General features: G+C 61.1%; 34 protein-coding genes and 2 tRNA genes. 15 read left to right on the top strand and 21 right to left on the bottom strand.

Annotated elements, in window-relative coordinates; translation table 11 throughout:
• Positions 1-42: 42 nt before the first annotated feature.
• The 4 genes from NKJ12_RS08705 to NKJ12_RS08690 all read left to right on the top strand — a co-directional run bounded on the left by NKJ12_RS08705 (position 43) and on the right by NKJ12_RS08690 (position 3122).
• The gene (locus NKJ12_RS08705) at positions 43-423 is read left to right on the top strand and encodes a hypothetical protein (protein ID WP_352702218.1); all 381 of its coding nucleotides are present in this window, start codon (positions 43-45) and stop codon (positions 421-423) included.
• 5 nt (positions 424-428) lie between these two features.
• Positions 429-983 carry a hypothetical protein gene (locus NKJ12_RS08700; protein WP_352702217.1) on the top strand — a complete coding sequence of 185 codons (555 nt, stop codon included), beginning with the start codon at positions 429-431 and terminating at the stop codon, positions 981-983.
• Positions 984-1011: 28 nt separating this feature from the next.
• Positions 1012-1524, top strand: a complete 513-nt coding sequence (locus tag NKJ12_RS08695) for a hypothetical protein (protein WP_352702215.1) — start codon at positions 1012-1014, stop codon at positions 1522-1524.
• A 185-nt stretch (positions 1525-1709) separates the two neighbouring features.
• Entirely contained in the window at positions 1710-3122 is a 1413-nt protein-coding gene (locus tag NKJ12_RS08690) for a hypothetical protein (RefSeq protein ID WP_352702213.1), read from the top strand.
• A 52-nt stretch (positions 3123-3174) separates the two neighbouring features.
• Here the strand turns inward: NKJ12_RS08690 and NKJ12_RS08685 are convergent, their stop codons facing one another.
• From NKJ12_RS08685 to NKJ12_RS08665, 5 genes are all read right to left on the bottom strand, one after another.
• Positions 3175-3549: a hypothetical protein gene (locus NKJ12_RS08685; RefSeq protein WP_352702211.1), complete on the bottom strand. Its 375-nt coding sequence runs from the start codon at positions 3547-3549 to the stop codon at positions 3175-3177.
• Between the two features lie 37 nt (positions 3550-3586).
• A complete protein-coding gene (locus tag NKJ12_RS08680; protein WP_352702209.1) occupies positions 3587-4426 on the bottom strand; it encodes a ComEC/Rec2 family competence protein in 840 nt (279 codons plus the stop codon).
• A gap of 73 nt (positions 4427-4499) precedes the next feature.
• Entirely contained in the window at positions 4500-5195 is a 696-nt protein-coding gene (locus NKJ12_RS08675; protein WP_352702208.1) for a hypothetical protein, read from the bottom strand.
• A 253-nt stretch (positions 5196-5448) separates the two neighbouring features.
• A complete protein-coding gene (locus NKJ12_RS08670; RefSeq protein ID WP_352702206.1) occupies positions 5449-5640 on the bottom strand; it encodes a hypothetical protein in 192 nt (63 codons plus the stop codon).
• Positions 5640-5882, bottom strand: coding sequence for a helix-turn-helix domain-containing protein (locus NKJ12_RS08665; RefSeq protein ID WP_352640426.1), 243 nt, complete (start codon positions 5880-5882; stop codon positions 5640-5642). The genes NKJ12_RS08670 and NKJ12_RS08665 overlap by 1 nt, the downstream gene beginning before the upstream one ends.
• Positions 5883-5976: 94 nt before the next feature.
• Between NKJ12_RS08665 and NKJ12_RS08660 the strand changes: the two genes are divergently transcribed.
• Together NKJ12_RS08660 and NKJ12_RS08655 are read left to right on the top strand one after the other, a co-directional pair.
• Positions 5977-6651, top strand: a complete 675-nt coding sequence (locus tag NKJ12_RS08660; protein WP_352702204.1) for a hypothetical protein — start codon at positions 5977-5979, stop codon at positions 6649-6651.
• On the top strand, positions 6651-6989 hold the full coding sequence (locus NKJ12_RS08655) for a hypothetical protein (protein ID WP_352702201.1): 339 nt from the start codon (positions 6651-6653) through the stop codon (positions 6987-6989). The genes NKJ12_RS08660 and NKJ12_RS08655 overlap by 1 nt, the downstream gene beginning before the upstream one ends.
• A 132-nt stretch (positions 6990-7121) precedes the next feature.
• Here the strand turns inward: NKJ12_RS08655 and NKJ12_RS08650 are convergent, their stop codons facing one another.
• On the bottom strand, positions 7122-7436 hold the full coding sequence (locus NKJ12_RS08650; RefSeq protein ID WP_352640429.1) for an Arc family DNA-binding protein: 315 nt from the start codon (positions 7434-7436) through the stop codon (positions 7122-7124).
• A 125-nt stretch (positions 7437-7561) separates the two neighbouring features.
• On the opposite strand from NKJ12_RS08650, the gene NKJ12_RS08645 reads away from it, so the two are divergent.
• The 3 genes from NKJ12_RS08645 to NKJ12_RS08635 all read left to right on the top strand — a co-directional run bounded on the left by NKJ12_RS08645 (position 7562) and on the right by NKJ12_RS08635 (position 9034).
• Positions 7562-7747, top strand: a complete 186-nt coding sequence (locus NKJ12_RS08645; protein WP_352702199.1) for an Arc family DNA-binding protein — start codon at positions 7562-7564, stop codon at positions 7745-7747.
• On the top strand, positions 7728-7958 hold the full coding sequence (locus tag NKJ12_RS08640; protein ID WP_352640430.1) for a hypothetical protein: 231 nt from the start codon (positions 7728-7730) through the stop codon (positions 7956-7958). Before NKJ12_RS08645 ends, NKJ12_RS08640 begins: the two co-directional genes overlap by 20 nt.
• A 152-nt stretch (positions 7959-8110) precedes the next feature.
• Positions 8111-9034: a tyrosine-type recombinase/integrase gene (locus NKJ12_RS08635; RefSeq protein ID WP_352702197.1), complete on the top strand. Its 924-nt coding sequence runs from the start codon at positions 8111-8113 to the stop codon at positions 9032-9034.
• A gap of 73 nt (positions 9035-9107) precedes the next feature.
• Here NKJ12_RS08635 and NKJ12_RS08630 read toward each other — a convergent pair.
• The 10 genes from NKJ12_RS08630 to NKJ12_RS08585 form a co-directional block, all read right to left on the bottom strand.
• Positions 9108-9183, bottom strand: a tRNA-Phe gene (locus NKJ12_RS08630).
• 375 nt (positions 9184-9558) lie between these two features.
• Entirely contained in the window at positions 9559-9750 is a 192-nt protein-coding gene (gene yacG / locus NKJ12_RS08625) for a DNA gyrase inhibitor YacG (RefSeq protein ID WP_352702195.1), read from the bottom strand.
• Positions 9747-10376 (bottom strand): Maf-like protein, encoded by a 630-nt coding sequence (locus tag NKJ12_RS08620; RefSeq protein ID WP_352702192.1) that lies wholly within the window; start codon positions 10374-10376, stop codon positions 9747-9749. The genes yacG and NKJ12_RS08620 overlap by 4 nt, the downstream gene beginning before the upstream one ends.
• Positions 10377-10401: 25 nt before the next feature.
• The gene (gene infA / locus NKJ12_RS08615) at positions 10402-10620 is read right to left on the bottom strand and encodes a translation initiation factor IF-1 (protein WP_006200926.1); all 219 of its coding nucleotides are present in this window, start codon (positions 10618-10620) and stop codon (positions 10402-10404) included.
• Positions 10621-10709: 89 nt separating this feature from the next.
• Positions 10710-11177: an arsenate-mycothiol transferase ArsC gene (locus tag NKJ12_RS08610; RefSeq protein ID WP_292663983.1), complete on the bottom strand. Its 468-nt coding sequence runs from the start codon at positions 11175-11177 to the stop codon at positions 10710-10712.
• Position 11178: 1 nt separating this feature from the next.
• Positions 11179-11664, bottom strand: a complete 486-nt coding sequence (locus tag NKJ12_RS08605) for a UPF0262 family protein (RefSeq protein ID WP_352475885.1) — start codon at positions 11662-11664, stop codon at positions 11179-11181.
• Between the two features lie 2 nt (positions 11665-11666).
• On the bottom strand, positions 11667-12959 hold the full coding sequence (gene hisD, locus NKJ12_RS08600; protein ID WP_352702190.1) for a histidinol dehydrogenase: 1293 nt from the start codon (positions 12957-12959) through the stop codon (positions 11667-11669).
• A gap of 4 nt (positions 12960-12963) precedes the next feature.
• Positions 12964-13395: a DUF2948 family protein gene (locus tag NKJ12_RS08595; protein ID WP_352702188.1), complete on the bottom strand. Its 432-nt coding sequence runs from the start codon at positions 13393-13395 to the stop codon at positions 12964-12966.
• Positions 13396-13488: 93 nt separating this feature from the next.
• Positions 13489-14781, bottom strand: a complete 1293-nt coding sequence (gene murA / locus NKJ12_RS08590) for a UDP-N-acetylglucosamine 1-carboxyvinyltransferase (RefSeq protein WP_023719441.1) — start codon at positions 14779-14781, stop codon at positions 13489-13491.
• 159 nt (positions 14782-14940) lie between these two features.
• The gene (locus NKJ12_RS08585) at positions 14941-15123 is read right to left on the bottom strand and encodes a hypothetical protein (protein ID WP_352702185.1); all 183 of its coding nucleotides are present in this window, start codon (positions 15121-15123) and stop codon (positions 14941-14943) included.
• A 173-nt stretch (positions 15124-15296) separates the two neighbouring features.
• Between NKJ12_RS08585 and NKJ12_RS08580 the strand changes: the two genes are divergently transcribed.
• From NKJ12_RS08580 to NKJ12_RS08565, 4 genes are all read left to right on the top strand, one after another.
• Positions 15297-15371, top strand: a tRNA-Thr gene (locus tag NKJ12_RS08580).
• A gap of 829 nt (positions 15372-16200) precedes the next feature.
• Positions 16201-16992 (top strand): DUF1194 domain-containing protein, encoded by a 792-nt coding sequence (locus tag NKJ12_RS08575; RefSeq protein WP_352493809.1) that lies wholly within the window; start codon positions 16201-16203, stop codon positions 16990-16992.
• 773 nt (positions 16993-17765) lie between these two features.
• Positions 17766-18140 carry a hypothetical protein gene (locus tag NKJ12_RS08570; RefSeq protein WP_352702183.1) on the top strand — a complete coding sequence of 125 codons (375 nt, stop codon included), beginning with the start codon at positions 17766-17768 and terminating at the stop codon, positions 18138-18140.
• 188 nt (positions 18141-18328) lie between these two features.
• Complete coding sequence (locus tag NKJ12_RS08565; RefSeq protein WP_352475878.1) at positions 18329-18874, top strand: group I truncated hemoglobin; 546 nt, start codon at positions 18329-18331, stop codon at positions 18872-18874.
• A gap of 97 nt (positions 18875-18971) precedes the next feature.
• On the opposite strand, the gene NKJ12_RS08560 is transcribed toward NKJ12_RS08565, so the two are convergent.
• The 5 genes from NKJ12_RS08560 to NKJ12_RS08540 form a co-directional block, all read right to left on the bottom strand.
• A complete protein-coding gene (locus tag NKJ12_RS08560; protein ID WP_352702181.1) occupies positions 18972-19565 on the bottom strand; it encodes an SOS response-associated peptidase in 594 nt (197 codons plus the stop codon).
• A gap of 83 nt (positions 19566-19648) precedes the next feature.
• The gene (locus NKJ12_RS08555; protein WP_352475876.1) at positions 19649-19906 is read right to left on the bottom strand and encodes a hypothetical protein; all 258 of its coding nucleotides are present in this window, start codon (positions 19904-19906) and stop codon (positions 19649-19651) included.
• A gap of 265 nt (positions 19907-20171) precedes the next feature.
• A complete protein-coding gene (locus NKJ12_RS08550) occupies positions 20172-20699 on the bottom strand; it encodes a hypothetical protein (protein ID WP_352702179.1) in 528 nt (175 codons plus the stop codon).
• A 510-nt stretch (positions 20700-21209) separates the two neighbouring features.
• On the bottom strand, positions 21210-21410 hold the full coding sequence (locus tag NKJ12_RS08545; RefSeq protein WP_023677416.1) for a CsbD family protein: 201 nt from the start codon (positions 21408-21410) through the stop codon (positions 21210-21212).
• Positions 21411-21601: 191 nt separating this feature from the next.
• On the bottom strand, positions 21602-22885 hold the full coding sequence (locus NKJ12_RS08540) for an ROK family transcriptional regulator (protein WP_352702177.1): 1284 nt from the start codon (positions 22883-22885) through the stop codon (positions 21602-21604).
• 196 nt (positions 22886-23081) lie between these two features.
• Between NKJ12_RS08540 and NKJ12_RS08535 the strand changes: the two genes are divergently transcribed.
• Together NKJ12_RS08535 and NKJ12_RS08530 are read left to right on the top strand one after the other, a co-directional pair.
• Complete coding sequence (locus NKJ12_RS08535; protein WP_502905703.1) at positions 23082-25640, top strand: ATP-binding cassette domain-containing protein; 2559 nt, start codon at positions 23082-23084, stop codon at positions 25638-25640.
• On the top strand, positions 25637-26626 hold the full coding sequence (locus NKJ12_RS08530) for an ABC transporter permease (protein WP_352702172.1): 990 nt from the start codon (positions 25637-25639) through the stop codon (positions 26624-26626). The genes NKJ12_RS08535 and NKJ12_RS08530 overlap by 4 nt, the downstream gene beginning before the upstream one ends.
• Positions 26627-26643 lie beyond the last annotated feature (17 nt).

Raw genomic sequence — 26643 nt, 5'->3', positions numbered from 1 at the left:
AGCTTTAGCTATCTTTTCAAATCAAAAATGGCAGTTCGTCAGATGCAGAAATTCACGATCGATCCGCAAAGGCTTGCCGCGATCAGCGCGGCGGCCGATGGCGCGCGCGCGGTGCTCCTGAATGCCGGCGAAGCGGAGAGGGAAGCCAGGCAAAAGCTGTTCGAGCTCAAGCAGAGAGTCGCCCGGTACGATGACAGACGGTTTGCCAAGGCGTTTGCCGAGGAACAACAGCCTGAGATCGAAAAGCTCGAGGCCGAAGTTGCGCGCCTGGTGGAGAAAAAGAACCAGCTATCTGAAAAGTGGGACCATCTCGGGCGCATCAAGGCGAGTTGCGAAGAGTATGCAGAACCCCGCCGACCCCAGCTATTTATTCCGCGACCGGGCGAGCCAGGTGGCATTCCGATGCCGAAGGGGAGCCTTTGATCATCATGAAAGGAATTCTGAAAAGCGCGATGTCGACGCTCGATCGCACGGTCCGCACCGCTCGCTCCGACATCGACACGCTTCGCAACCGGATCGTCGACCTGCAATCCGAGCGCCATTCTGTCGAGATGAAGCCGAATGACCGCGCCACGATGGAAAGGGAAATCGACAAGGAAATCGCCGCATCGCTGGATCGCAATCCGTTGCATTTTCCAGCACTCGTTCGCTCCGAATTTTTCCTCTATCGGGGAAACCTGAGCGCCGACTTGCAGCATGCCCTCGTCGCGGATCCCTTCGCCGTGTTCGCTGCTTTCGATGGTCCTCGCCTGAAGGCGGCGATCCTCGCCACCATGCCTAGCGACGGCATATCGCCGGAAGCCCGTTCGGCCAGGCTGGCTAAAATCGACGCCGATATCCTGTCTGCTGAGATCGCAGAGGAGGTCGCCTGCCGCGAGCTGGAGCAAGCCTTAGGCGCCGACGTGTCACGCCGCGAGGACGCCAATGCCGCCATTCTGCTGGCCCCCGACCAGGAACTTGGCGTGGAGCCGGCGGAAGCCTGAACTTTCAAAAAGAGGAGCGTGACGATCGATGGCAAAAAGCATGTTGGCCGCAATTCGCGAGGCTGTGGTGACACCGCCTGAAGGCCTCACGGCCGGAAGCGGCTCCATTTCTCCGGAGGCGGCGTACGACCGGGCTTACCAAGCCTCGTACAAAGAGGGCACCAAGCTGGCAGGGGACCGATGGAAGGCGATTATGGGCGCGCCTGGCATCGCGGGTAACGGCGAGCGGATGGCCAAGGTTCTCGATGTCGGTATGCAGTTCCCGGACATGGCGGCAGCTGACGTTGCTTCCTTCGTGGTCGGTCATCTGGTCGGGACCGCCGTGAACGCAGAGGCATATGAGGCCATGCGTCTATCAACCGGCGGGATCTATAGGGCCGTTGCCGGCCTTGCACGCCCGTCGGCAGCTCGCGGGGAGGCTTCTTGGAAGGCCTTCACAGAGGCTCGGAATGCCCGGTTCGAAGCGGAAAACTCCTCCTCAACGGCAAAGTTTGACAGGGATACCTCGCCGCCGTCCGCCGGCAACGGCTCCGTCCGATAGCGACGGCGCGCAGCCAGCTGCTAACTCGGGTGCGGTCGCGGGTAAACCTTGGAAGGGCTGTATCTGATCGCCTGAACGCGAATTTCGACAGAGAAAAGGCGGTCAGGATTATAGACCCCTGACAGGGGACGCCAAGTTCGAGGCGCAAGAGACCCTTCCCCAACAAGAGCAATGGAGTGAACCAAATGGCAGCACCTGACCTATTCGGCGTTCTCGATGTCGTCAAGAAACTGACGCCGCCGGCCGGCATGGGCACCGCCCATGTCGATGGGTTCTCCTGGGCGCGCAACGGCCTGTCCTATGGCGATTCGACCAAGCTGACCGCCGACGACTGGAACCGCATCATCGCCAATCTTCGCGTCGTGCTGATCGCCTCCGGCGTCGATCTGTCAAGCCTCGACCCGGCCGACCCGGCGCTGCTGAAGACCGTGCTGGAGCTCTATCTCGGTGCGGCGGTCACCGACATCCTGTCCGGCGTCGATGTCGGCGGCTACGGCATGATGGCCAAGGCCATCTATGACGCCAACAATGACGGGCTGATCGATATCGACCATGGCGGTACCGGCGCGTCGAGCCTGATCGACGCCGCCGACAATCTGTCGGCCATGTCGACCGACATCGCCAGTGGGGTGACCACCGATCTCGGCGACGCCACCGGCATCAATGTCCGCATCATTGGCACGGACGCTATCTCTTCCTTCGGCTCGGCGCCGAACGGCGCCATCCGCCGGCTGACCTTCGCCGCGGCGCTGACGCTGACCCATAACGCCACCAGCATGATCCTGATCGGCGGCGCCGACCTTGCGACCGAGGCCGGCGATACCGCGTGGATGCAGTCGCTCGGCTCCGGCAACTGGCGGATGCTCGGCTTTTTCAGGGCAAGCGGCGCTCCGCTGAGCAGCATTCTGCGGCAAGGCTCAAACCCGCTGCCGACCGCCGAAGGCGACGCGCGCTGGGATACCGACGACAACATCCTGGTCATCGGCGACGGCGCCGGACAAAGACTGTTCCTGGCGGCGCCGGCAGGCCTGGTGGCGGGTGACCTGCTTTATGCGACGGCGCCGAAGGTTCTGGCGCGCCTGCCCAAGGGCGCGGCCCGACGCACGCTGCGCATGAATGCCGCCGCGACCGCACTGGAATATGGCGGCGGCAACGGCCTGCCCGATGCCATCCTCGAGGATCAGAAGCCGTCCGGAACCAACGGCGGCAGCTCGGCGCCAGGCAATGGGGCCTGGGTAACGCACATCCTGAACACCAAGGTTCGCGACCCCTACAGCCTGATGGCGCTGGCCAGCAATGTCTTCACGCCGGCGAACGATGGCTGGGTCGAATGGCAGGTCGCTGCGCAAGGCATCGATCTGCAAGCGCGGCTATTCGATGTTACTGCAGGCGTCCAGGTCGGCATTGGCCTTGGCGGGCAGGGCAACACGTCGCCCGATACCGGCTGCATGGCGGTCGGTGGCGCCCTGGTCGTCGGCGGCCACGCCTATCGCCTGGAATGGCGCACCACACACACACACGCCAACGGCCTTGGCCTCGCCTTCGGCTTCGGCTCGGCCGAGATCTTCGCCCGCCTTAAGTATTGGGCAGACGGGTGAACGCGGAATTTAAAGGTTGGACCTGGGGTAATCGGAGAGGTTCGGCTAACCTTCAGGTAGCCGGAGTATCCTCGTCCTCTTTCCAATGGTAGTCACCCGCTATTTCATGCAGAGCCCGCTTCACGTTTCGGACAGCGGTCGTTTGCTTGGCTCCCCAGGGGATGTCTGTCTCGGCGTACTTGGCGCGGACCTTCGCCTCGATCGAATCGAGATCGATGCCGTCAAGCAATCCTTTCGCCCGAACCACTTCGAGTAGAAACATCTCGCGAATGTTCGACATGTTCGTTGATGCCGGATGAAGGAACTTCGCCAGCGTCTCAGTTTGGCTCTTCATCACTGGCAAATCGGCCCGTCGAATATCTGATTCTAGGTTTGACACGCGCTTTTCTAAGCCCGTCAAAAAACGCTGAAGATCGAGGTCTACCATGATTCTCTCCTGCCAAGCGGGCTGCATAAAAGCACTGTTAAAACGGCCCCCAAGAATCGGGGCTAAATGAGAATGTGATCAACCCGTCGTTTCGAGTTGTAAGGACATTCCTCGTCTCGTTCCGGAAGGGCCCGCTTTTTGTGAATCGTCGATAGAACGGGATGGTCTTTTGTGTGTCGTACATGTAGCCCTTGTCGGAAATGACGACGTAGAAGGGCTTGCAGTATTCGAAGATCTCTTCGCAGCAGCCGCTTTCCCGGCCATGATGGGAGGCAACCAACACGGTTGTATCTCGAAGAGCCTGGCGGAAATTTTCTCCCTCCAGAAGCTTCAACCATCCGGCGCGCTCGATATCGCCTGGAAACATTATACCTTTGCCGTTGCAGTTGAGATGCACGACCATGCTTAGGTTGTTTTCGTCTTCAAACGTTGGGTAGGAATTGTAAAATACTTGTTTCTTCATGCCGGCGAATGTCGGCTGCGGCGTGACCGAAGCGTCTCCAGTGAACACGTTGTCGATCGCGTCGACCAGCTTGGCAATTCCGGCTCCCATGCCGTCCTCGCTTTTCAGTTCGTGGATCGTATGCGAGGTGACGGATTTGTTTCTCAGAAGCCATTTTATGTTGATGTTCCGATCGTACAGGTTTGGCAGGCCTGCAACGTGATCTTCATCGTAGTTTGTGACGGCCAGCATATCGAGGGTAGTGATATCTCGATCATAGAGGTAGTTGCCCGGGCGCCAACCGGTGAGCCCGTTCTGGCCGCAGTCCAGCATCAGCCTGGTCTGGTCATCGCAAGTGGCAAGCGCGCAGGCGCCGTGTTCAACGTCGAATATTTCTACTAACATTTTGATTGAAAAACCGCCATTTTGTTCCACTTCAGTTGCTGCCGGAGCGCTAAAAAAAGCAAGAGGCGACCTGTCACCGTCAGGGTTTTCCCACCGAGTTATTTTAGACCGCGCCTGCCTCCACAGTCGCAAATGTGACGAAGACTTCGATGCTGAACAGCCGATAGAATTTTAGATACCGCTTGAAGAGTTGAAACGAAATAATGGCAAAGCCTACCGCCGCCATGACTTCGTGAGCAGCGCTGCCGAACGTGTCCAGCCGGGGCGCGACCCAGGCTTGAACTAGCAGCAGCTCAGCGGTGACAGCCGCGATGAACGACAAGTTGCGGCAAAAGCCATAGACATTCAGAAAATTCTCAAGCCTTGGCTTAGCATGGTCGTCTCGCTTTGCCACGGTGTAAGCTACCCAATAGGCGTCGTCGCCATAAAGACCCGTTCCAGCTTTCTCCAGCGCGGTTTGGACACGCGCTCGGGTGGGCCGTGACAAAGGGGTGAAATAGGACGGCAGCAGAGACCGCAACAGACGAGAGGCCTTCGGCTCAGCCAACAGGAGATGAACGGATGGCGGCTTAAGCATGTCGTGAACAACGCCGGCCTCGAGGATCCGGGACGCAGGACCAGCCACCAGATGTCCCGCCGCGTACGAAAGAAACAGGACAAACACGCCCGTAGGAATATCCCAGCTGGCATGGATGACGAAGGTGGTTCCGAAGAAATAATCGAAAGCCGCCAGCACGAAAAAGCCCTGCGGCAGGTACGCGAACACATCGTAGTCGCTAAGGCGACCAAAAATATCCATTCTTCCCCCCCGGAACCGCCCGGCCAATCCCCCCAAGGAGGTCGCGCAATTGCGTAGTGTATGCAAGGTCTTGTCGGCGGGGAAGGGGAAGAGCATGGGGCAACGCCCCCGAGTGTTATTTAAGAGCTTATTCCCACGAAACACGATGGAAGGTGGTCTCGTTTACGTGCTTTGGCAGCGGCCTCGAACCTGTTTCTGCGAGGGTTTGCGGGCAGGGGCCAAACATCAAGGGGAAGGGAGGCCTCAAGGATGTTTATTCTTCGCCGCCAAGTGTTGTTTTACCTCCGTGGATCACACCGCCGCGTGCTTCATGCGGTCGAGCGCGGCGGTAGAGGGCCGATTCCAAGACCATCGTCCTAACCAGGTTGTCGTCTGCTTGCTTTTGCATTGCGTCAATTGCGCCCTGAAGGACGGCCTCGATATTTCCAGACAGCCTTTCGCTCATCATCTGTTTCCCGTCTTTTTCAGCCGAACGCCCGGCCCTTCGCCGTTCTCGTCGACGAAGATCACCCCGGCCACCTCGAGGGCTGCTCTGACATCCTCCAACGTGCGATCGTAGGGGGTGCGTTTCCCGCGTTCGAAATCCGCAAGGGTTTTAGTTGCGACCTTCGCGGCATCCGCGAGCTGCGCTTGCGACCAGTCTACTAGACCTCTCGCCGCGCGGCATTGCGCCGGAGTAAGTGACATGTTTTGGGAAACCTTACATAAAATAGGTTGACTTTAAACCGGTAACATTACATGAAATGGGTTATCGCACAATGCGAACCTAGGAGCAAATGCAATGCCGAACGCACTCGTTGCGGCAGCCGCCGAAGGCTTGCCGTCAATCAACCGCCGCCAGGTCCTCCATAGCCTGGCTGCATCGTCAGCCGCCGCCGCTGCCTTGGTAGCGGCTATTCCGGCCGCGCCTGCCGCCGAGCATCCTGACGCCGATCTGTTCTGGCTTGATCAAGAAATGGCAGAGGCCCAGGGTCAAATGAATCTGGCTAACAAGGCCTGCTGCCGAATCGGCAGGAAGGCCGATAAGCTCTATCCGCCGCAGCCTGCGGCATGGGAGGAACGGCGCATGCCGGACGACCTTCATGAGATGACGGGCGGCATGCTTGTGCGCGACCTTGCGTTTCCGGAGAAACAGCCGGCGCCTTTGCGGGATTTTCACAGGGCGCGTGAAGAGCAGCGGGCCGCGCACAGGGCTTTGCAGGATGCCTTCGTCGACAAAGTGGCTGAGATAAATCGCCAGGCCGGCGTTGATGCCGCAGAGGCCGCCTACAGCGCGCGCTCCGCCGAGTTTTACCAGGTCGGCGATCGCATCTTGGCAACGCCTGCCCACACGTTGGAAGGGATCCTGGTCAAGCTTCGGGCGGCCGACAGGATGGGTTGCAACTCCGCCGACGAAAACTATGCATTGTTGTCGATCGCCCCTGATATCAGGCGCCTCGCAGGGGAGGCGGCGTGATGGGCAGAACCGACGCAAAGCTTTTGCGGCTCGAGGCAAAGTTCAACGCCGCGGACGATCGACGGAAACAGGCTACCGCCACAACAGCGGAACTTGAGGAGGAGCTTGATCGTCTCATGTCACTTGTTCGCAAGGCGGAAGAGAAAGAAGCCAAAAAGGCCGCGGCGACTGCTCGCGCGTTCGATCGCGTCATGGAGGCTCGAGCAAGGAGTTTGGCGGGTCTGCTTGTCAAGGTGAGGGTTAGAAAGCGGTGGAACACCGATGACGAGGAAAGCGAGATAACGATCCTCAAAAGCCTCGTCGCGGACATAGAGGCGATGACGACGACTGCCTTGTGATAGCTCAGCGTGAGCACACGTCGCGCGATAAGTCTTGATTATTCCCGGGCGGCCCTTTCGGTCGCCCGTTTCGCGATAGTTGTGCGGTTGAGCCGTTGAACACAAGAAGGGGAGCGGGGAAATCCCCTCGTCTTATTCTTTTTTCTCAGACCTGTTCTTGCGCAGCTCGTCGAACTTTATCTTGATGACTGAGAGCATCGACAGCATGTCGCGCCGGATCAGATCGTCGGCATCTTTTTTGTACATGTTGATCAGGAAATCGACCTGTTCGAAAATCTCTTCGAGCGAAGGCGCCACAGGAAACTCGCGGTCCAAAACCTCTATGATCTCGGCATTCATTGATCGCCCGTTTCGGTGAGCCTCGATCGCAATGCGCTCCCGCATGCCGTCGGGCATGCGCAACACGAATTTGTCGACGAGATCGGAAGGGGAGATTTTCGCTGCCATTTGCCAAGCCTATTTGGTCTAGTGGCGGTCCGCTAGTAAAAAAACATTGCCCGATCGTTGACAATGATAGCGCTCCGCCATGATAGTTGCGGCTCGGAATGATTTGCCCAAAGGAGGCCCCAGCCGTGGCACAGCAGAAGCAGCCCTCGGATTTGCTGGAGAAGTTCGTTGTTCGCATGCCCGACGGGATGCGAAACCGCATCGCGGAAGTTGCGCGCGACAACATGCGGACAATGAACGGTCAGATCAATTTCATGCTGCAGAAGGCGCTCGACGCTCGAGGCGATGAACATGACAATCGCAACACTTAATCTGCGCGTTGCACCGCGCCGTATGCTTTCAGAGCGCGAGGCGGCGGCATATTGCGGTATTCCCGCCAAGCGCATTGCGGCTGCCGTGCCGCCCATCGTGATGCCGGGCGGTGCCAAGCTCTACGATATGCACGACTGCGATGCATGGCTCGACGGACTGAAAGGCGGCGACGTCGCCGCCGATGACGACATTCTCGGCAAGCTCGACTGATGGCCATTGTGCGCGCCAAGGGCTTCGCCATCTGGCAGGACCGGAAGCCGCCCTACAAGTGGCGCTGTCGGCACCGCAAGACCGGAACCATGATCGACCTTGCAAAGTTTCCCCTCGGCGGCCTGACCTTCCTTGCCGAGTGTGGGCGCATCGTGGCGCTCAACGACAAGGCGGATGATCCGAAGCCCGGCACACTCGGCCAGCTCATCGCCCGCTATCGCGCCAGTGTGTTTTTCACCGACCTGGCCGCGCGCACGCGCGCCGATTACCAGCGCTGCTTTGATTATCTACAGCCGATAGCCGGCACGATGCTGGAGCGCTTCACGCCGCCGCTGGTCGTCAAGATCCGCGATAAGGCGGCAGCAAAGCACGGCCGGCGATTTGGCAACTACGTCAAGACCGTTCTCGCCCTGACATTCGCGTGGGGCGTGGAGCGCGGCTATTTGAAAATCAACCCGGCGATGAAGATTAAGGGCATCCGTCGGCCGCGCGGATTGGCTGATGCGAATCGGCCATGGTCTGATAGCGAGCGCGATGCCGTCGCCGCCGCGCTGCCGGCGCATATGCGCGTGCCGATCGCTCTGATGATGTATTGCGGCCTCGATCCGCAGGACGCGCTTAAAATCCCGCCTACGGCCGTTTCCGAGGGCATGATCGACGCGAGGCGAGGCAAGACAGGCGTTCCGATGTGGTTTCCCCTGCCGGCGCCCGTCGTGGCCGAGCTGGCGGTGGCGCCGAAGCATGCCGCCATCACGCTCTGCGCCAACAGCTACGGCAAGCCCTGGACGCCATCAGGCTTTCGCGCGTCCTGGCGCCCGATTCGGCAGCAGCTCGAGCGCTCGGGCGCCGTGCAGCTGGGGCTGACGCTGAAAGGCCTCCGCCACACCGTAGCGACCATCCTTGCCGAAATGGGATACGACGAGCGGACGATTGCCGACATGCTCGGGCAGAAGACAATCGAGATGGCGAGGCACTATTCCAAGCGCGCCAACAAGAGCCAGAAAATGAGCGCTGTTGTCACCAATTTTGACGCCGAAGTGAACAGGCGGCGAACAAAAACTGTCAAACCCGCCTAAAGAAAACGTCAAACCGATGGACATCGACAGCATGAGTGGAGCCGAAAACGACAATGGAAACAAAGCGGTAGGATGGTGCCCAGAGGCGGATTCGAACCACCGACACGCGGATTTTCAGTCCGCTGCTCTACCAACTGAGCTATCTGGGCCTGCTCCGGTAGGCGGCAATCTGCACACCGGGTTCATGAAAGCGCCGTCGGCACCCCTTGAAAGCGCGTGGGTTATAGCACGGGAATTCGGCCTGTCCAGCGCTTAGAGCATGATCCCGAAAAGTGGAATCCGGTTTTCGGAAAAAGATTATGCTCAGACAAAAAGCATGATCCCGAAAAGTGGAATCCGGTTTTCGGAAAAGATCATGCTCAGACAAAACGCCAAAACCTGTTCCGTCCGACACTACCCGGATGGAACAGGTTCCGGACATTGATTTCAGTCAGAAGCGACAGGCAGTCCGCAAGGCCGATCATCGGTCACGATCGCGGCTGCGAAACCGTCCCAAGCCTGTGGAAAACCGCAGGTGGACGGTGCTATTTCTGGTCGTCGTTCTCATCCTCGTCGTCGCGGCCCGGGATGACGTAGACCCCCTTCAGCCAGCGGTTGAGGTCGATGTCCTTGCAGCGCGTCGAGCAGAACGGATAGGTTTCGCGCGCCGATGGTTTGCCGCATTCCGGGCAGGGCCGCTTGGGACGCAGCGGCGTGACCTTGTCGTCCGAGCTCATATCCGTGCACCCGACAGCCAGTTGGCGTGCACCTTGAAGCCTTCGCCGCTGAGCAGCGCCACCGTCTCGTAGAGAGGCAGGCCGACGACGTTGGTGTAGGAGCCGACAAGCTTGACGACGAAGGCGCCGGCAAGCCCCTGGACGCCATAGCCGCCGGCCTTGCCGCGCCATTCTCCGGATGCGATGTAGGCCTCGATCTCCTCGCGCGGCAGCCGCTTGAAACGCACCCTGGTCTCGACCAGCCGCAAGCGCTGCTTGCCGCCCGGCGTGATCAGGCAGATGCCGGAATAGACGCGGTGCGAACGGCCGGACAAAAGCCCGAGGCAGTTGGCGGCGTCGTCGAACGTCTCGGCCTTGGGCAGGATGCGCCGCCCGACGGCGACCACGGTGTCGGCGGCCAGCACGAATGTCGGCACGTAGTCGGTCTCGGTCTTCAGCGAGGCCAGCGCCTTCTCGGCCTTCTGCGTCGCCAACCGCTTGGCCAGCGAGCGCGGATGCTCGGCACGCAGCGGCGTCTCGTCGACATCAGCCGGCAACACACGGTCCGGCTCGATGCCGGCCTGCTGCAGCAGCTCTATCCGGCGTGGCGAACCCGAGGCAAGCACGAGCTTCTGCAAAATGCCCATCGCGATCCCGGCCGGGTCCTTGAACTTACTTGAAGCGGTAGGTGATGCGGCCCTTGGTCAGGTCGTAGGGCGTCATCTCGACCAGGACCTTGTCGCCGGTCAGAACGCGGATGCGGTTCTTGCGCATGCGGCCGGCCGTATGGGCGATGATTTCATGTTCGTTTTCGAGCTTGACCCTGAACATCGCGTTGGGCAGCAGTTCCGTCACGACACCCGGAAACTCGAGGACTTCTTCCTTCGGCATTCGATACCTTTGCTTGGATGGGTACTTCCAGCGCCCCGGCCGGAAAGTTGCGCGGAACCTATATGATAAACGTCCGCTTGTGAACATGCTTAATCCGCGGCGTTTTCAGCCCCGTTGCCGAGAAAACGGCGGCCGATCCGCGCCTTCAGCCGCTCGCGCACGTCGCGATAGGCAGCCATGATCTGCTCGCGCGTGCCGCTGACGCCGGTCGGGTCGGGCATCGGCCAATATTCGACCTCGACGGCCAGCGAACGGGTGAGCTCGAGCGCGGTGTGGTGGGCTTCCGGCGCCAGCGTCACGATCAGGTCGAAATAATCGTCCTCCAGGTCGTCCATCGTTCTCGGGTGCCGTTCGCCCAGTGAAAGGCCCTCTTCGGCCAGCACGGCATCGACGAACGGATCGCGTTCCCCGCCGCGCACCCCGGCCGAGGCAACGAAGGTGGTGGGCGGGAGCACCTTGCGTGCCAGCAATTCGGCCATCGGCGAGCGCACTGCGTTCATGCCGCAGACAAACAGGATCGAGCGGGGCAGGATCGGGCGGGGCAGCGGGGCGGCCAGTTCAGCCTCGCCAGTGCAGCACGCAAACCAGCGTGAACAGCCGGCGCGCCGTGTCGAAGTCAATCTCGATCTTGCCGGCAAGCCGGTCCATCAGCGTTTGCGAGCCTTCATTGTGCAGGCCGCGCCGACCCATGTCGATCGCCTCGATATGGCTGGGCGTCGCGGTTCGGATGGCATCATAATAGCTTTCGCAGATCATGTAGTAATCCTTGACGATGCGCCTGAGCGGCGTCAGCGACAGGATGTGGGTGACCACGGCTGCGCCGTCCTCGCGCGTCACGGCGAAAACCAGCCGGGATTGGGCCAGCGACAGTTTTAGTCGGTACGGCCCGGCGCCATCGTCATTGACCGGTTGAAAACGGTTCTCCTCGATCAGGTCGAAGATCGCCACCGCCCGCTCATGCTCGACATCGGGCGTCGAGCGGCCGATCGTCTCGTCGAGCTCGACATCGATCAGCCTGGCGCGGGTTTGGTCGTAGTCGGACATGTCTACATGTTCAGCCGGATGCCGACGGAGCGTCCATGCGCATCGAGGCCTTCCGCCTTGGCGAGCGTAATCGCCGCCGGCGCCAGCGCCCGCAACTGCTCCGGCCCGAGCTTCAGGACCGAAGTGCGCTTGACGAAATCGAGCACCGAAAGTCCGGACGAGAAGCGCGCTGAGCGCGCTGTCGGCAGCACGTGGTTGGAGCCGGCGACATAGTCGCCGATGGCTTCCGGCGTATGGCGGCCGAGAAACACCGCGCCGGCATTGCGCATCCGCGCCAGGAATGCCTCGGGATCGTCGATGGCAAGCTCGACATGTTCGGCGGCGATGCGGTCGACCAGCGGCAGTGCCGCCTCGATCGTCGGCACCAGGATCACGGCGCCGAAATCGCGCCAGCTCGCCGCCGCCGTTTCTCCGCGCGGCAGGTTCTGCAACTGCCGCTCCACCGCCTGTTCGACCGCCTCGCCAAAGGCAGAATCATCGGTGATCAGGATCGACTGCGACGATACGTCGTGCTCGGCCTGGGCGAGCAGGTCGGCGGCGATCCAGTCCGGATCGTTGCTGCCGTCCGCCACAACCAGCACTTCCGAGGGCCCGGCGATCATGTCGATGCCGACCGTTCCGAACACCTGGCGCTTGGCCGCCGCGACATAGGCATTGCCGGGGCCGACGATCTTGGCGACAGGTTTTATCGTTTCGGTGCCAAAGGCAAGGGCGGCGATCGCCTGGGCGCCACCGACGCGGTAGATTTCGGAGACGCCGGCAAGGTCGGCCGCCACCAGCACCAGCGGCGGCACGTCGCCGCCAGAGGCCGGCACCACCATGGCGATGCGCTCGACGCCGGCGACCTTGGCCGGCACCGCGTTCATCAGCACCGAGCTCGGATAGCTCGCCGTGCCGCCCGGCACATAGAGCCCCACGGCCTCGATCGCCGTCCAGCGCGAGCCGAGCTCGACGCCGGCGGCATCGGTGTAGCGGTCGTCCTGCGGCAGCTGGCGCTGGTGATGGGCGCGGATGCGCTCGCGGGCGAATTTCAGCGCCTCGACCGTTTGCGGATCGGCTGCATCGTAAGCCTGGGCAATGTCGTCCCTGGAGACGGCGATGCCGAGCTCGGCCAGGTCGCCGCCGCCGAATTTCTGCGTGTACGCGACCAGCGCGGCGTCGCCCTCGGCGCGCACCTTGGCGATGATCTCGCGCACGACGGCGTCGACATCGGCCGAGACTTCCCGCTTGGTCAGCAGGAACGCGGCAAAGCGCTGCTCGAAATCGGCGTCGGACTGGCGAAGCGTGATGGCCATCGGCTCAAACCCTGTGGGCCGGGCGCGACGTCGCTTCCCAGGCGCCGCCGACATCGGCAAGCCGCGCCTCGATGCATTCGACATCGAGCATGATCGCGCCGCCGCCCGAAAAGATCAGCTCGACGATGCCGGCCGGCTTGTCGAGCGCGAGAAAGCTGATCGCCAGCAGCGACAGCACTTCGTCGGGCTTGTCGCGGGCAATGCCGCTGGTCTTGGCGCCGAGCACCCGGTCGAAATGCAGCACAGCCTGCCGCCGCTCGTTGTGGTGGCGAAAGAAGCCGGATTTGGCCTCCCAGACGAAGCGATTCATGGTCAGCACGAAGCGCTTTACCGAAGGCAGGTATTCAAGATCGCTGACCTTCATGACGGCATCCTGGACATGCGCCGAGATGATGCTCAGATCCTGATCGTCGAGCGCGACAAGCTTGAGGGCCATGCGGATTTCACACCTGAAGGTTGGACTATTCAGCCTTCTGTTAGGCGGTCTTTCCGGTCCGTGCAACCGCGCCACAAGCCCTGCGGAAAGGCTCTAGCCCGAAATGCGCTCGATCTCCGCGCCGCAGCCGGACAGCTTTTCTTCCAGCCGCTCGAAGCCGCGGTCGAGATGATAGACGCGGTTGACCGTGGTCTCGCCTTCTGCCGCAAGGCCGGCGATGACCAGCGACACCGAGGCGCGAAGGTCGGTTGCCATGACAGGCGCGCCCTTCAGCTTCGCCACGCCGTCGACGATCGCCGTCTGGCCGGACAGCGTGATGTGGGCGCCGAGCCGGGCGAGCTCCTGGACGTGCATGAAGCGGTTTTCGAAGATCGTCTCGGTGATGCGCGACTTACCCTTGGCCATCGTCATCAGGCCCATGAACTGCGCCTGCAGATCGGTCGGGAACGCCGGGAACGGCGCCGTCGTCACGTCGACCGGCGAAATGCCGGCGCCGTTGCGCCTGACGCGGATGCCGGAATTGGTCTGCGTGATCTCAGCACCGGTCTGCGAAATGATGTCCAGCGCCGTCTGCAACAAGTCGGGCCGCGCGCCTTCCAGCACGACGTCGCCGCCGGTCATCGCCACCGCCATCGCATAGGTGCCGGTCTCGATACGGTCGGGGATCACCCTGACGCGGGCGCCCGACAGCGCCTCGACGCCGTCGATGGTGATGGTCGCGGTGCCAGCGCCGGAGATCTTCGCACCCATGGCGTTGAGGCAGTCGGCAAGGTTGACGATCTCGGGCTCGCGGGCTGCGTTTTCGAGCACCGTCTCGCCCTTGGCCAGCGAGGCCGCCATCATCAGCACATGGGTGGCGCCGACCGAGACTTTCGGGAACACGTAGCGGTTGCCGACCAGCCGGCCGTTCCTGGTCTTGGCGATGACATAGCCGGTGTCGACGTCGATATCGGCGCCCAGCGCCTGCAGGCCTTCCAGGAAGAGGTCGACCGGCCGCGTGCCGATGGCGCAGCCGCCGGGCAGCGACACCTTGGCCTCGCCCATGCGGGCCAGCAGAGGGCCGATCACCCAGAACGACGCCCGCATCTTCGACACCAGCTCGTAAGGCGCCGTCGTGTCGACGATGTTGCGGGCGGAGAAATTGATGGTGCGCGAATAGCCCTCATGCTGCTTTTCGCGGCGGCCATTGACCGAATAGTCGACGCCGTGATTGCCGAGGATGCGGATCAGCTGCTCGACGTCGGCCAGATGCGGCACGTTTTCCAGCGTCAGCGTGTCGTCAGTCAAAAGCGCGGCGATCATCAGCGGCAGCGCGGCGTTTTTCGCGCCCGAGATCGGGATGCTTCCGGCAAGCTTGTTGCCGCCGACAATTCTGATGCGATCCATGAAGAGCGTCCCCTCGGCCGAAAAGCCGGTTTAAATCGGTTGAGTCAGTTGCGGCCCATCTAGACCATTGGCCGGCTTGGTTCAAGAAACAGGCTATTTCCCCGCGTTGGCCCACGATACCTTGGCCAAAATACCGGCGACCAACATAGCCGATTCGCGTTAATCCTTCTGCTTTGCCGCCTGCAGCCCGTCCGGCCGCTGGTCGGCCCCGCCGGTTCGCCGTGAGCGCGATTGCGCCTTGCGCTTCTGCAGATTGGCACGCAACTGCTCGGCCAGCCGGTCCTTCCGGCCAGCCTTTTTTGGTAGACCATCCTTGTCGGGAGAAATTGTCTTGTCGTTCATCGTCCCGTCCCCGGCCGGCGACCCGCCGGTGCGGATCAAGGGATAGCCAACATTGTGGCACGGCCATGTCCGCAACGATCGCCTGGTGCGGCCTTTCAACCCGGCCCCGTTTGTGCCCCTTGTCTTGGCCTTGCGCTTGCCGGTTCGATATGGCAGAAGCCCCGCCATCGGCGGCTGCGGTAGCTCAGTGGTAGAGCACTCCCTTGGTAAGGGAGAGGTCGAGAGTTCAATCCTCTCTCGCAGCACCAGATTCTCGGTCACTGAGGATTTGTGTTGCGCCTGAATTTCATCGCCCTTTGACTCGCCGTGTCTTTGCGGCCTTTAGGGCCCGGCCCAGCATGCTCCTGGGCCAGGCTTGCAGCGCCGTTCCCGCATCTCGCAATTTTTCGGACGCAGCGCGGCTCCCGGGTCACATGGCGTCGGGCGGTGCAAGAAAACAGTTCTCATGCTCTTCGGTCGGATGAAGGCAAATATGATAATTGCCATCCTGCGACGGAATCTCATCACCATACGGAATGAAGTATCGCTGCTGCCGCGTGATCTTCCGATGATCCCCAGGCCTCAAGATGACAACCCAGCCACTGGGACGAACATGAACCGCCCGCGCTGGGATTCGCTGACACTCACCGTGTTCCGCGTCGCCGTGACAGCAGGCCAGCGGATAGCTCCACCCTGACGGGGCATCATGCGCCCTCGAGGGAACCAAAAACCCTAACGACGAAAAGGCCGCAAGGACGACCGCGGCAGTGGCTCGGCGCCGCGCCATTCCCTTTTCCGGTTGCCGCTTCGGCCACATGTTGAAGTGACCATATGCCTGATAATTAGCACTAGCTAATAAAAAGATGCTGGCGTCCTCCTATGCAGCCGTTCTTGCGTTCCGCTCCGGCATGCTGACTACCCCGTGTCTCTCCCTCCATTTTGTTGACTTTTGAAATAGTCATAGCTAATATAGAGAAAGCTAATGTTAGGAGAGTAAGCCCCTTTATCTAAACTACTTGAGTTCCCTTCAGAATTAATAGAAGTCAGCGATCAACCGCCCCCCCAACAGTTTAATAAGCTCATGAGGATAGATGGGAGATGCAAGTCCTATCCTTTAGCGCACTGATCGCAGGATTGCTGAAAATTGTGCTGGTCTCTGTCCAGTATATTCACGCAAATCCTCACACGATCGGTCTTTCTCCTCGTGGAATTCGCGAGAAGGTTGCCCTTGAGAATCCGATCAACGAAGTCGATGTCGCAATCGTTCTCGCGGCCGACATGTCCGGCTCTATCAACCAGATAGAGGCAAACCTACAACGCGAGAGCTATGCGGCTGCTTTGGAATCAGCGACCGTGCTTAAGGTGATCAAAGAGGGTATGCACGGCAAGATCGCCGTCACCTTTGTCGAATGGTCGAGCCGCGGCTCCTCGGAAACCAGGGTGAGCTGGACCATTCTTTCTGACGCAAAGGATGCGGCCGTCATCGCTAAGGCACTCCGGAAGAAGTCTGGAAGGCTGCGTTCTGGTCCGCACGGATCGAATACGTCGATCTCATACGCCATCGACGCCTCCGTGGACGCCTTTGACAAACTGCCTGTCCCAACCTTGCGCAGGATCATCGACATTTCAGGTGACGGAGCGAACAACGACGGAACGTCTGTCGATGACAGCCGTCAGAGAGCACTTCGGAAAGCCATCGTGATCAATGGTCTTCCGATAGGCGCCGACGTTGAAAATGGTGAGACGACGACGGAATATTATTCGAGGCACGTGATCGGAGGACCCGGCTCGTTCGTCATTCCCGCCGACAGTGCCGCTTCCTTTCAATCGGCAATAATCAGGAAGTTAATTCGAGAAGTGAGTTCCGCCTCCGGCAAAGCACGTTCTTAGACGGATCCTGCGGTCTGCCCGACGAAGCTCTGAAAATAGTCCAACAGTTGACGGATTGTCGCTGATTGAACGTTACTTAAGAAAGGTTCGAGCGATTTTGGGGGGATCCAAAAATCGGCCAGGCTGATCTCGAAGCAAAACGGTAGCCGACGGCCCCGTTTAGGGTTCGAAGTAGTCTTGCGGGTGTCTGACGTGAGTCCAACGGTCCAGCCGTCCAAAATCGGCTCGCGCATGGCAGCCAGAGCCGTTCAAGCGGTCGCTCGAAAATCCCTTAGGTGCCAAGCATCTCGCCATGCTAGGAAAATGCCAAGGTCGGCGCACAGCTCCGCTCGCATGCGCCATGATGCGTGCGGGGAAAGGCTTCTGGTCTGCCCCTGCTGCAGGCGGCTTAGCAAAGCTTGCAGCCGGGAACAACCACTCAACGACTCGCGTTTCTTGCCAGGGCCCGCTTCTTTTGCAACAGGGCGGCGGGCGTCGAAGGCTCGCAAATGTCGCGCCGGCGTTTCAATAGCACTCGCCTCAGCCCTCACGATTTGGCTATTTGTGAACGCGTGTTTGATCAGGTTTGCGCAGATGAGCACATTGACCCTCTAAGCCTGGCTGCCGAAGCCTTGGCGGTGATGATTGTCGCAATCTTCCGAAACGTGACTACCAATGAGCGCGAATTGCTGGAGGAAGTTAGGTCTCTTCGTGGCTCAAAAGGCACAGAGAAGGCGCACTAGCTTGGCAACGTTCTGCGGCGAATTGGTCTAGTCCGGCTTTGGCACAGCCGTTTGGCATCTGAATTGCTCATTGAGAATCGCCAGGGTGTAGCCACCGAGCTTGCGAAGGGGATGGAAATGGGCTTAGCCGAAGACTTATCAGATGTCGCGCTCACATTCGAATGTCCGGATTGCTTGCATCCGGCGGTAAGAAAGGGCTCTGCACTAAGAACAATCGCGCACTTCAAATGCGATGGGTGCAACGCAAAGGTGCGGATAACCTATCCGCAGAAGCTAGCGATCTTCGAAAAGCACAGGCTATTGGCCGCGGGCGACCGCCGCCAGCAAGGCCAGGAACACTACGGTGCCCGCAACAACATCGATCGGGCCGCCGATGCGGCCGAAGTGGCTTCGCGACCGCTGCCGCGCGCGGCGACGCGTGCTTAAGCCTTCCTCATCCGCGCGACCTTCACGCATGTGACCACGGCAATGCCGTCCATCGGAATAATTCGGGCGAAGGGCGCGTTAGTTCATTAGACGATGCTAAAAATACGGCAACGTGTCCGAATGTCACTTCATGAAGCCCGCCAGACAGGCTGCGGCTTGCTCTGGCCTAACCTCGAAGGGAACCAGGGATGAAAATTTCGACCTCTTTGACAAGACGTAGTGTTGTCGCCGGGCTGGCGCTGGCCGCCGCATCGACGTCGGTATTGCCTGCCGACAACGCACTCGCCCAGGCTAAGAAAGCCACATCGGGGAAGACTCTATATGAGCGCCTGGGTGGTGTGTTCGCCATCGCAGCGGTGATCGATCATTTCAGCGACGCCGTCGTGATGAACCCGATTGTCGGCAAGAAGTCCAAGAACCCACAATTGCGCAAATGGCACACCAAGAACCTTGAAAGGTTGCCCGGCCTCAAGTTCATGCGGACGCTGTGGGTCTGCGACGTTTCTGGCGGGCCCTTCAAGTTCGTCGCCACCAAGCCCGGCACGACGCCGCTCGGCCTCGAGGAGGCGCATCGCGACCTGCGGATTTCCCCCGCGGAATTCGATGAGGTCGCAGCGGAACTCGGGCGGACCTTGGATCATTTCAAAATTCCGAAGCCTGAGAAAACCGAAGTCCTGGAAGCTTTCGCCGCTCACAAGGACGAGGTCACCGCCGGCTACGTCAAGCCGGGCTGAAGCGCTTATATCGCGCGGGCATTCGTTCTGAGCATGGGGCGCGGCGCCGTGGCTATGCGGCGCGGCCGCAGCTCAGCGCGCAATTTTCCGATGGTTCCTACTCCGAACCCGCCCGAGCTGTCTCCACTCTGAGCGACCCTTCCGGCAACGGGCGCAGGAGTTCAGCCTCGGACCTCGTCAGGTGGATCCAGGCCGCCCAGTCCGATGGCCGCAGCACAACCACTTGCCGGTTGTGATATGGCGCCACGTCCGGCCCCGGCTCGCTCGTCAGCATCGTGAACGTCGGCGGCTTGTTGCCGATACCCTCGCGCCACAACCCGGCAATCGCCATGAACGAATGGCCATTCAGCGTGAACCTGTGCTTGGTTTTTGGATATTTCGTTCCCGTGAATTCGAAGAATGCCGACGCCGGAACGAGACAGCGCTTGCTGTTGCCGAACTGCCGGCCCTCCGAGCGAAAGTTGAATACAGGTCCGCCTTTTGGCCCGGCCGGGGGAAAGCCGAACGTCATCGACGCCAGTTCGATTGCGTCGCCGGCGGCGCGCATTACAGGCGCGGGGTCGTTGATGTGGATGTCATCCGCCTGCGGCAGATCCAGTTCGGTTTGATGGCTGGGGATTTTGAGCGCCAGCGATTCCATCATCCGGCAGTATTCGGCCCAGGCGACGTGCTGCTCGTAGTCATTGCACATGGAAAGGCTCCGTACGCTCGACCGAGATCAGCTCAACATAGCGTTTATCGATTGGCGCCGATCGCTAGCGGATTGATATAAGCCTATTTGGGCCGGCGTGCGGCAGCGATGGTCTGCAACAGATTGATGCTGTTCACGTCAGGTTGACTGGATGCGGCGACGGCAAGTGCGGCGGCCTCGGCTATTTTCGCGACGTCGTCGCTGCTGATCAATCCGCGCTTTTCCAGCAGATTTACAAGCTCGACAACGAGAAGAAAGGCGTTCACACCATATCGTTCGGCTTTGAGCTCGAACTCGCCTCGGGCCAATTTCTCCCTGTCTCCTTCAGCCCGTTTGTCCACGTCGGCGTCCTCTCCTATGGCTACAAGCTATTAACGCTTAGCACGAATGGTTTAATCCTTCGAACTGGCCACAACCTTCGCCAATTGCCGGGCATAGTGTCGCCGGTGGCAAGGGCATGGGTTCAGCCAAGGATGAGACCAGCCAACAGAACGGTAAGAATAAAGGACAACACGACGGTAAGTAGCCCGCATGCTTCCAAAGTGTTGGTTTGCCAAGCTTTCGTCGGGCGCCTCCGGTTTGAATTCCTGTTTCGCGAACCAAACTTCATCGGGCACCAGATCGGACGCGGAGCCGGCTTGAATTTGGCGAAGCGCTCCTCTTCATCGGCCCGGAAGGCATCTCCGCGAAACTCCGGAGCACCGTATGCGCGGCGCCGGCCTGCCTTTCATCGACCCGGGCCATCACCAGTATGACACCTTCTGCGATCTTCGGCTTGCGCGGCTTCTGGGCGAAATTGGCGAAAGTTCCGAGAAGCACGCCGGCAAAGCCGCCCCACGCCGCACCGACCAGAGCCATGCCGGTCATCCCCGCAGGATCGACGTCTTGAGCTCCAAAAGCGCTGAAACCCGCTAACAGACCAGCCGTGGCGCCAAGTGCGGCACCGGCGACGGCGCTCCGCCAGACAGCGCTCATCTCATCGTCGTAATATCCAGCAACGCTGATCGGTTCATCATTGTCGTTGTAAGATCCGACGACGCTGATCTGGCGGCGGCGAATCCCGGTAGCCTGAAGCGCGGCAACGGCACGTGCTGCCTGGGCATGGGAATTGAACAGTCTGCTGATTGTTTGCATTTACGCCCAGGCCCGACGCTCGTTAGCGGCGTCGGGCCTCTCCTCCCTGGCTTTGAACTCTTCCGCCCGGACGCATCTTCGTCGCGCCAAAGCTCACCACAACGTGAGCCAGCCGGCTACGTTCCTCAGCCGAGGCTTCGGTCCAACCCCAGAGTGTCTTGCTTGGGACCTAAGTCTGACCAGCTTGGGCGTGCTGAGGCCATGCCGCGCGGGGACGGTCGCCAGCTCGAAGAGAGGGTTCAGATGCTATCGCAGACCCAAAAAACTCAAAATGGCTATTACGATCACTATCGCGCCGACCAGCCAGATAATGTTGTTCATGATTGCACTCCTTCGCCTCCGGGCGGGGCGCACGCCGGGGCGAAGCCCGCCACGCAAGTAGAACATTAGATACGGCTAAAGGTTCCTCGCGGGGCCTCGCTGTCGAAAGAGCCCACCGCACCAGTCGGCACGGCGGGCGAGGCAGAGTTTCACCCCGGTGGGGGCAGAAGACGGCGTTGCGTCCAAGGCTCAGCTGATGCTTCTGGACCAGTCATCAACCTGGCGCTCCGCCTCTTCCTTGGCGATGCCATATCGCTCCTGGATACGCCCCAAGAGCTGGTCCCGGTTGCCCTCGATCCGATCAAGATCATCGTCGGTTAAGTCACCCCACTGCTCTTTCGCCTTGCCTTTGAACTGCGTCCATTTTCCCTTGATTTGATCCCAGTTCATATGTTCCTCCTTGCTTCCTGGGCCCGCACTGAAGCGGAGCGCGGACCGATCGGCATTTCAATGTCGGTGACGAATGAAGATTAGCGGCCGCTAAAAGTTCCGGTGCCGGCGCAAAAAGCCCGCCGTGCCCGTGCCGGACTGCGAGGTGATGTTGATGATGCCTGGAGCTTGATGCTCCTTGCAGCGCCACCCTATCCCGTTGAAGTCGCTGAGCTTCTTCCTGGTTGGCTTTGGCTGGCAAGTCTCGACAGGCTGCCCAGCAGCATCGTTCTGTCCTTGCCGATCATCAGCACGCCGCTGTCGGGCGCCAACAGTGCCGAGAACGGCAGCATCGCCGCGCCGATCGGCGAAGCCTCGGGGCCGAATTGTCCCGATACGATTTCCGGCGCCACGATGCCGATGGCGCTGATCCTGTTGAACTGGGTCTGCACCTTTGCCAGCAGCTCGAGATGGATCGGCCGCGGCAGGATGCTGTCGAGAACGATCGCCTCGATGTCGATGACCGAGGTGATGGCGATGATCGCCTCGATCAGCGCATTGGCGCAATCGTCGATCCATTCGGACAGCGGCTCGCGCGCCCCCGGCGGCAAGGGGTCGAGTTCGCGCACGCGATTGATTTCGATGCCGCGCGATTTGAGATGATTGACCAGCACATAGATCGAAGCGCGATGCAGCAGGCTCTGGTAGCGCGCCGGCTTGGCCGCCACCGAATCGAGGCTTGAAGGCGAGACCGGCAAAGGACCGAGCGCGGCGCTGTTGCCGTGCGGCCCGGTGTGGACCTTGCCGCCTTGCACCAGTCCGCCGCCGACAAAGGTGTCGATCGAGATATGCATGAAGTCGCGGAACCGTGCGCCGGTCCCTTGGATGAGCTCTGCGAGTGCAGCCGATGACGCGTCGTTTTCCACGAAGACCGGGGTCTTCGGCTTTGTGGCGAAGAACGTCGTCAGATCGATTGCTTCCCAGCGGCTGCCAAGGTCGTCGGGAAAGCCGAGTTCCTCGCTCCAGCCGCCGAGGAAATACGGCGAGGCGATGCCGACGCCGACGATGCTGGCATCGTCAAGCCCCTCGATCAACTTGTCGAAATTGGCCAGCGACATGTTGCCGGCCTTTAGCACCATGTCGGGGTCCGGAAAGCGATATTCGTGCGACTCGCGCGAGCGGACCTCGCCGGCGAAGTCGACGAGCACGGCTTCCAGCGCGCGCCGGCCGATCTTGATGCCGACGCTGTAGATGCGCTCCGGTGCAAGTCGGTAGAGAGTGGACGGCGATCCGCGTTGTCCGAACCTTTTTCCCACTTGCTTTACAAATCCTGACGATTCCAGCCCGTCGACAATAGCGGCGACCGCGGCCGGCGTCAGATTTGCGGCGCGCGCCAGATCTGACTTGGATGCCTCCTTCAGGCGGCGGATGGCATCAAGCACGAAACGCTCGTTATAATGCCGCACCTTGACCGAATTGCTGCCTTTTCCGGACAAAACCGGCGCCTCCCCATTCATTCCCGCAGAGTCACTCCAGTCGTCGGCAGCTTTGGGACTGCCGTGGGAGAGAGCACTCAAATCGCACCCGTGCGCGACGCGACAGTGCCCTTCGCGGCCATGGAAGTCAATTTTCCAGTTGCGGCATTCAGCCATTTAATATAGCAAATTGAAAAAACAGGACCAGGGAGGAAAGGTGCTGCACTTGGGCGCATTAGGCGAAGCCGACGCCATGGTGAAGAACGACGCGGCTGTCCCCGTTGCCCTGGTTCAGGCGACAAAAGCCTTCGGCGGCACGATTGCCCTCAAGGACGCGTCCTTCGAATTGCGCTCAGGCGAGGTGCTGGCTCTGCTTGGCGAAAACGGCGCCGGCAAGAGCACCTGCGTAAAGCTGCTGGCCGGCGTGTATCTCCCGACCGGCGGCCATGTCGAAGTCGATGGCAAGCCTGTGGTCTTCCATTCACCGCACGACGCCCAGGCTGCCGGCATCTCGGTCATGCACCAGCACCCCGGTCTTTTCCCTGATCTTTCGGTGGCGGAGAACATCTATCTCGGCCATATGCCGCGCGACCGCTTCGGCGGCATCGACAACGCCGCCATGCTTACGGGCGCCCGCAGGGTGCTGTCGACAGTCGGCCTCGACGTGCCGGCCGAAACCCGGCTCGGAACGTTGCGCACCTCCGAACAGCAGCTGGTCGAGATCGCCCGTGCCCTGTCGCTCGACGCACGGGTGCTGATCATGGACGAGCCGACGGCCGCCCTGTCGCAACGCGAAGTCGAGCGGCTGTTCACTGTCGTCGCCGACCTGCGGCGGCACGGCGTGGCGATGATGTTCGTCGGCCACCGCATGGACGAGATCTTCCGCATCGCCGACCGCATCGCGGTGCTGCGCGACGGACGTCTCATTGGCGTCAAGCCGAAGGCCGAGCTTGGCCGCGCCGCCGCCATCGGCATGATGGTCGGCCGCGAGGTGACCGACCTCTATCCGCAACGAAGCCACGCCACCGGCGCACTGGTGCTGGAGGCGAGGGGGCTTTCGCACGCCGGTGGCTTTTCCAATATCGACCTCAAGCTCCATGCCGGCGAGGTGCTCGGGTTCGGCGGCCTGGTCGGCAGCGGTCGGACCGAGATCGCGCGCGTGCTGTTCGGCATCGACCAGCCCGATGCCGGCGAAATCCTGATCGACGGCGAAGCTGTGCGCCTCGCCTCGGCACGCGACGCCATGGATGCGCGCATCGCCTATGTCTCGGAAGACCGCATGGGCCAGAGCCTGGTGATGGATTTTTCCATCCTCGACAATGCGGTGCTGCCCGTCCTCGACAAGGCAGCCCGCTCCGGCTTCTACGGCACGAACCGCGCGATCGATCTGGTTTCGGGTTGGCTGAAACGCATGAAGCTTCGTTTTTCCGGCTACGCGCAGCCGGTGAAGGAACTGTCCGGCGGCAACCAGCAGAAGGTCGTGTTGGCCAAATGGCTGCGCACCGAACCGCGCGTCCTCATCCTCGACGAGCCGACGCAAGGCATCGATGTCGGTACCAAGGCGGAAGTGCATGCGATGATCGCCGACCTTGCCGCGCAGGGCATGGCCATCATCCTGATCTCCTCCGAAATGCCCGAACTCATCGGCATGTGCGACCGCATTATCGTCCTGCGCGAAGGCCATCGGACGGCCGAATTTGCCAGGGGCGAAGCCACCCAGGAAAAGGTGCTGGAAGCAGCGACGAAAGCCGGCGAAAGCGCCGATGCGGCGGCACAGGCCGCTGGCGAGGAGAAGAGAAAAGGGGCGCTCGACATACTGAAGCGGCGGGAGTTCGGCCTGCTCGCCGCGATGCTGGCGGTCGCGATCCCGGTCACCATCATCAACCCGCGCATGGTGAGCGCGGCAAACCTGACCGCCGTGTCGATGGATGCCGCGCTGCTCGTGGTTGCAGCACTCGCGCAGATGCTGGTGCTGATTACCCGCAACATCGACCTTTCGATCGCCGCGGTGATTGGCCTGTCGGCCTACATGGCGGCCAGCATGGTCCAGGCCTATCCAGGGCTCGACATCGGCATCGGGCTGATGACCGCATGCGCCGTCGGTGGCGTCGCCGGCCTGATCAACGGCCTCGTCGTCACCAGGGGAAAGATCCCGGCGATCGTCGTCACGCTGGCCTCGATGTCTATCTTCCGCGGCTTCAACTCGATCTGGGCAGCCGGCGACCAGATCAGCGCCGACGAAGTCACGCAAGCCTGGCTCGACATGACCGGCCTGAAGATCGCCGGCGTGCCGCTGATCGTCGTCATCGCAATCGTCATCCTGTGCCTGGGCTACGTGCTGCTCTATCGCACCGCCTTCGGGCGCGAATTGTTCGCCGCCGGCTCCAATCCCGACGGCGCGCGTCTGATCGGCATCCCTGTCGACCGGCGCATTCTGCTGGCCTTTGGCATGGCCGGCCTGCTCGGCGGCCTGTGCGGCGCGCTGTGGGCATCGCGCTATGCGACCATCGACGCCCGCGTTGCGCTCGGCTTCGAACTCACGGTGATCGCGTCAGCGGTGGTCGGCGGCGTCGCCATCCGTGGTGGTTCGGGCACGCTGCTCGGCATCATCCTCGGAGCCCTCACGCTGCTGGTCATCAAAAACGGGCTGACGCTGGTGCGCGTCGATCCGCTGTGGCTGCAGGGCGTCTACGGCCTGGTGATCCTGGTCGCCATCGGCATCGACACCTTCATCGTACGGCGCGCCGAGCAGGCAAGACAGGCGAGGGCGCGGTGAAAAAGTTCCTCCGTTCGATCGACTTCTGGGATCTGCTGCTGGCGACCTCTTGCCTGGCCATCTTCCTCTACGCGGCGATCTTCGTGCCGAATTTCGTCTCCGGCTTCAATCTCTCGCAACTGGCCGCGAGCGCCTCGGAAAAGGCATTGCTGATCCTGCCGATGACGCTGCTCATCATCACCCGCGAAATCGACCTGTCGATCGCCTCGGTGCTGGCGCTGACGTCCGTGATCTTTGGGCTGCTCCTCCAGGCCGGCGTGCCGACGCTCGCCGCAATCCCGCTGACGCTTGTCTTCGGCGGCCTGCTCGGCGCCTTCAACGGCTATCTGGTTTCAGGGCTGGGCCTGCAGTCGTTGGTGGTGACGCTCGGCACCATGGCGCTCTATCGCGGCATTGGCTACATCCTGCTCGGAACCGGCTCGGTCAACATGCTGCCCCCCGCAATCGTGGATTTCGGCATCAACAACCTGCCGGGCACCCAGATACCGTGGACCATCGTGCCCTTCCTGGTGCTGGCGCCGGTGTTTGCGGTCGTGCTGCAGAAGACGCCGACCGGCAAGCGCATCTACGCGCTCGGCGGCAGTCCCGAAGTGGCGCGCTATTCCGGCATAAACACGCGCCGGATGGTCCTGAAGTTGTTCGTTGTCTCGGGCGTCGTCGCCGCCATAGCCGGCATCGTCTATACCGCGCGCCTCTCCAACGCCCGCGCCAACAATGCGCTCGGCATGGAGCTCGACGTCATCACCATTGTTCTGCTCGGCGGCGTCAGCGTCTTTGGCGGCAAGGGCCGCCTGACCGGCGTCATGCTGGCGCTGGTCCTGATCGCCATCATCCGCAACGTGCTGGCGCTCAACCAGATCGGTGGCGACGCGCAGGGCATGATCATCGGCCTGCTTCTGATCGGCTCGCTGCTGGTCGGCAATTACTGGCGCTCCACACAGGAGCTGCTCAGCAGATCCCGCGCAATGCGCGAGACAAAGGGGTGATCTCGGGCCCCTTCCTT

The organism is Mesorhizobium sp. M0195 (assembly GCF_040322115.1).
In the GTDB taxonomy this organism is placed as follows: domain Bacteria; phylum Pseudomonadota; class Alphaproteobacteria; order Rhizobiales; family Rhizobiaceae; genus Mesorhizobium.
This window is presented reverse-complemented; position numbering and strand designations above follow the sequence as displayed.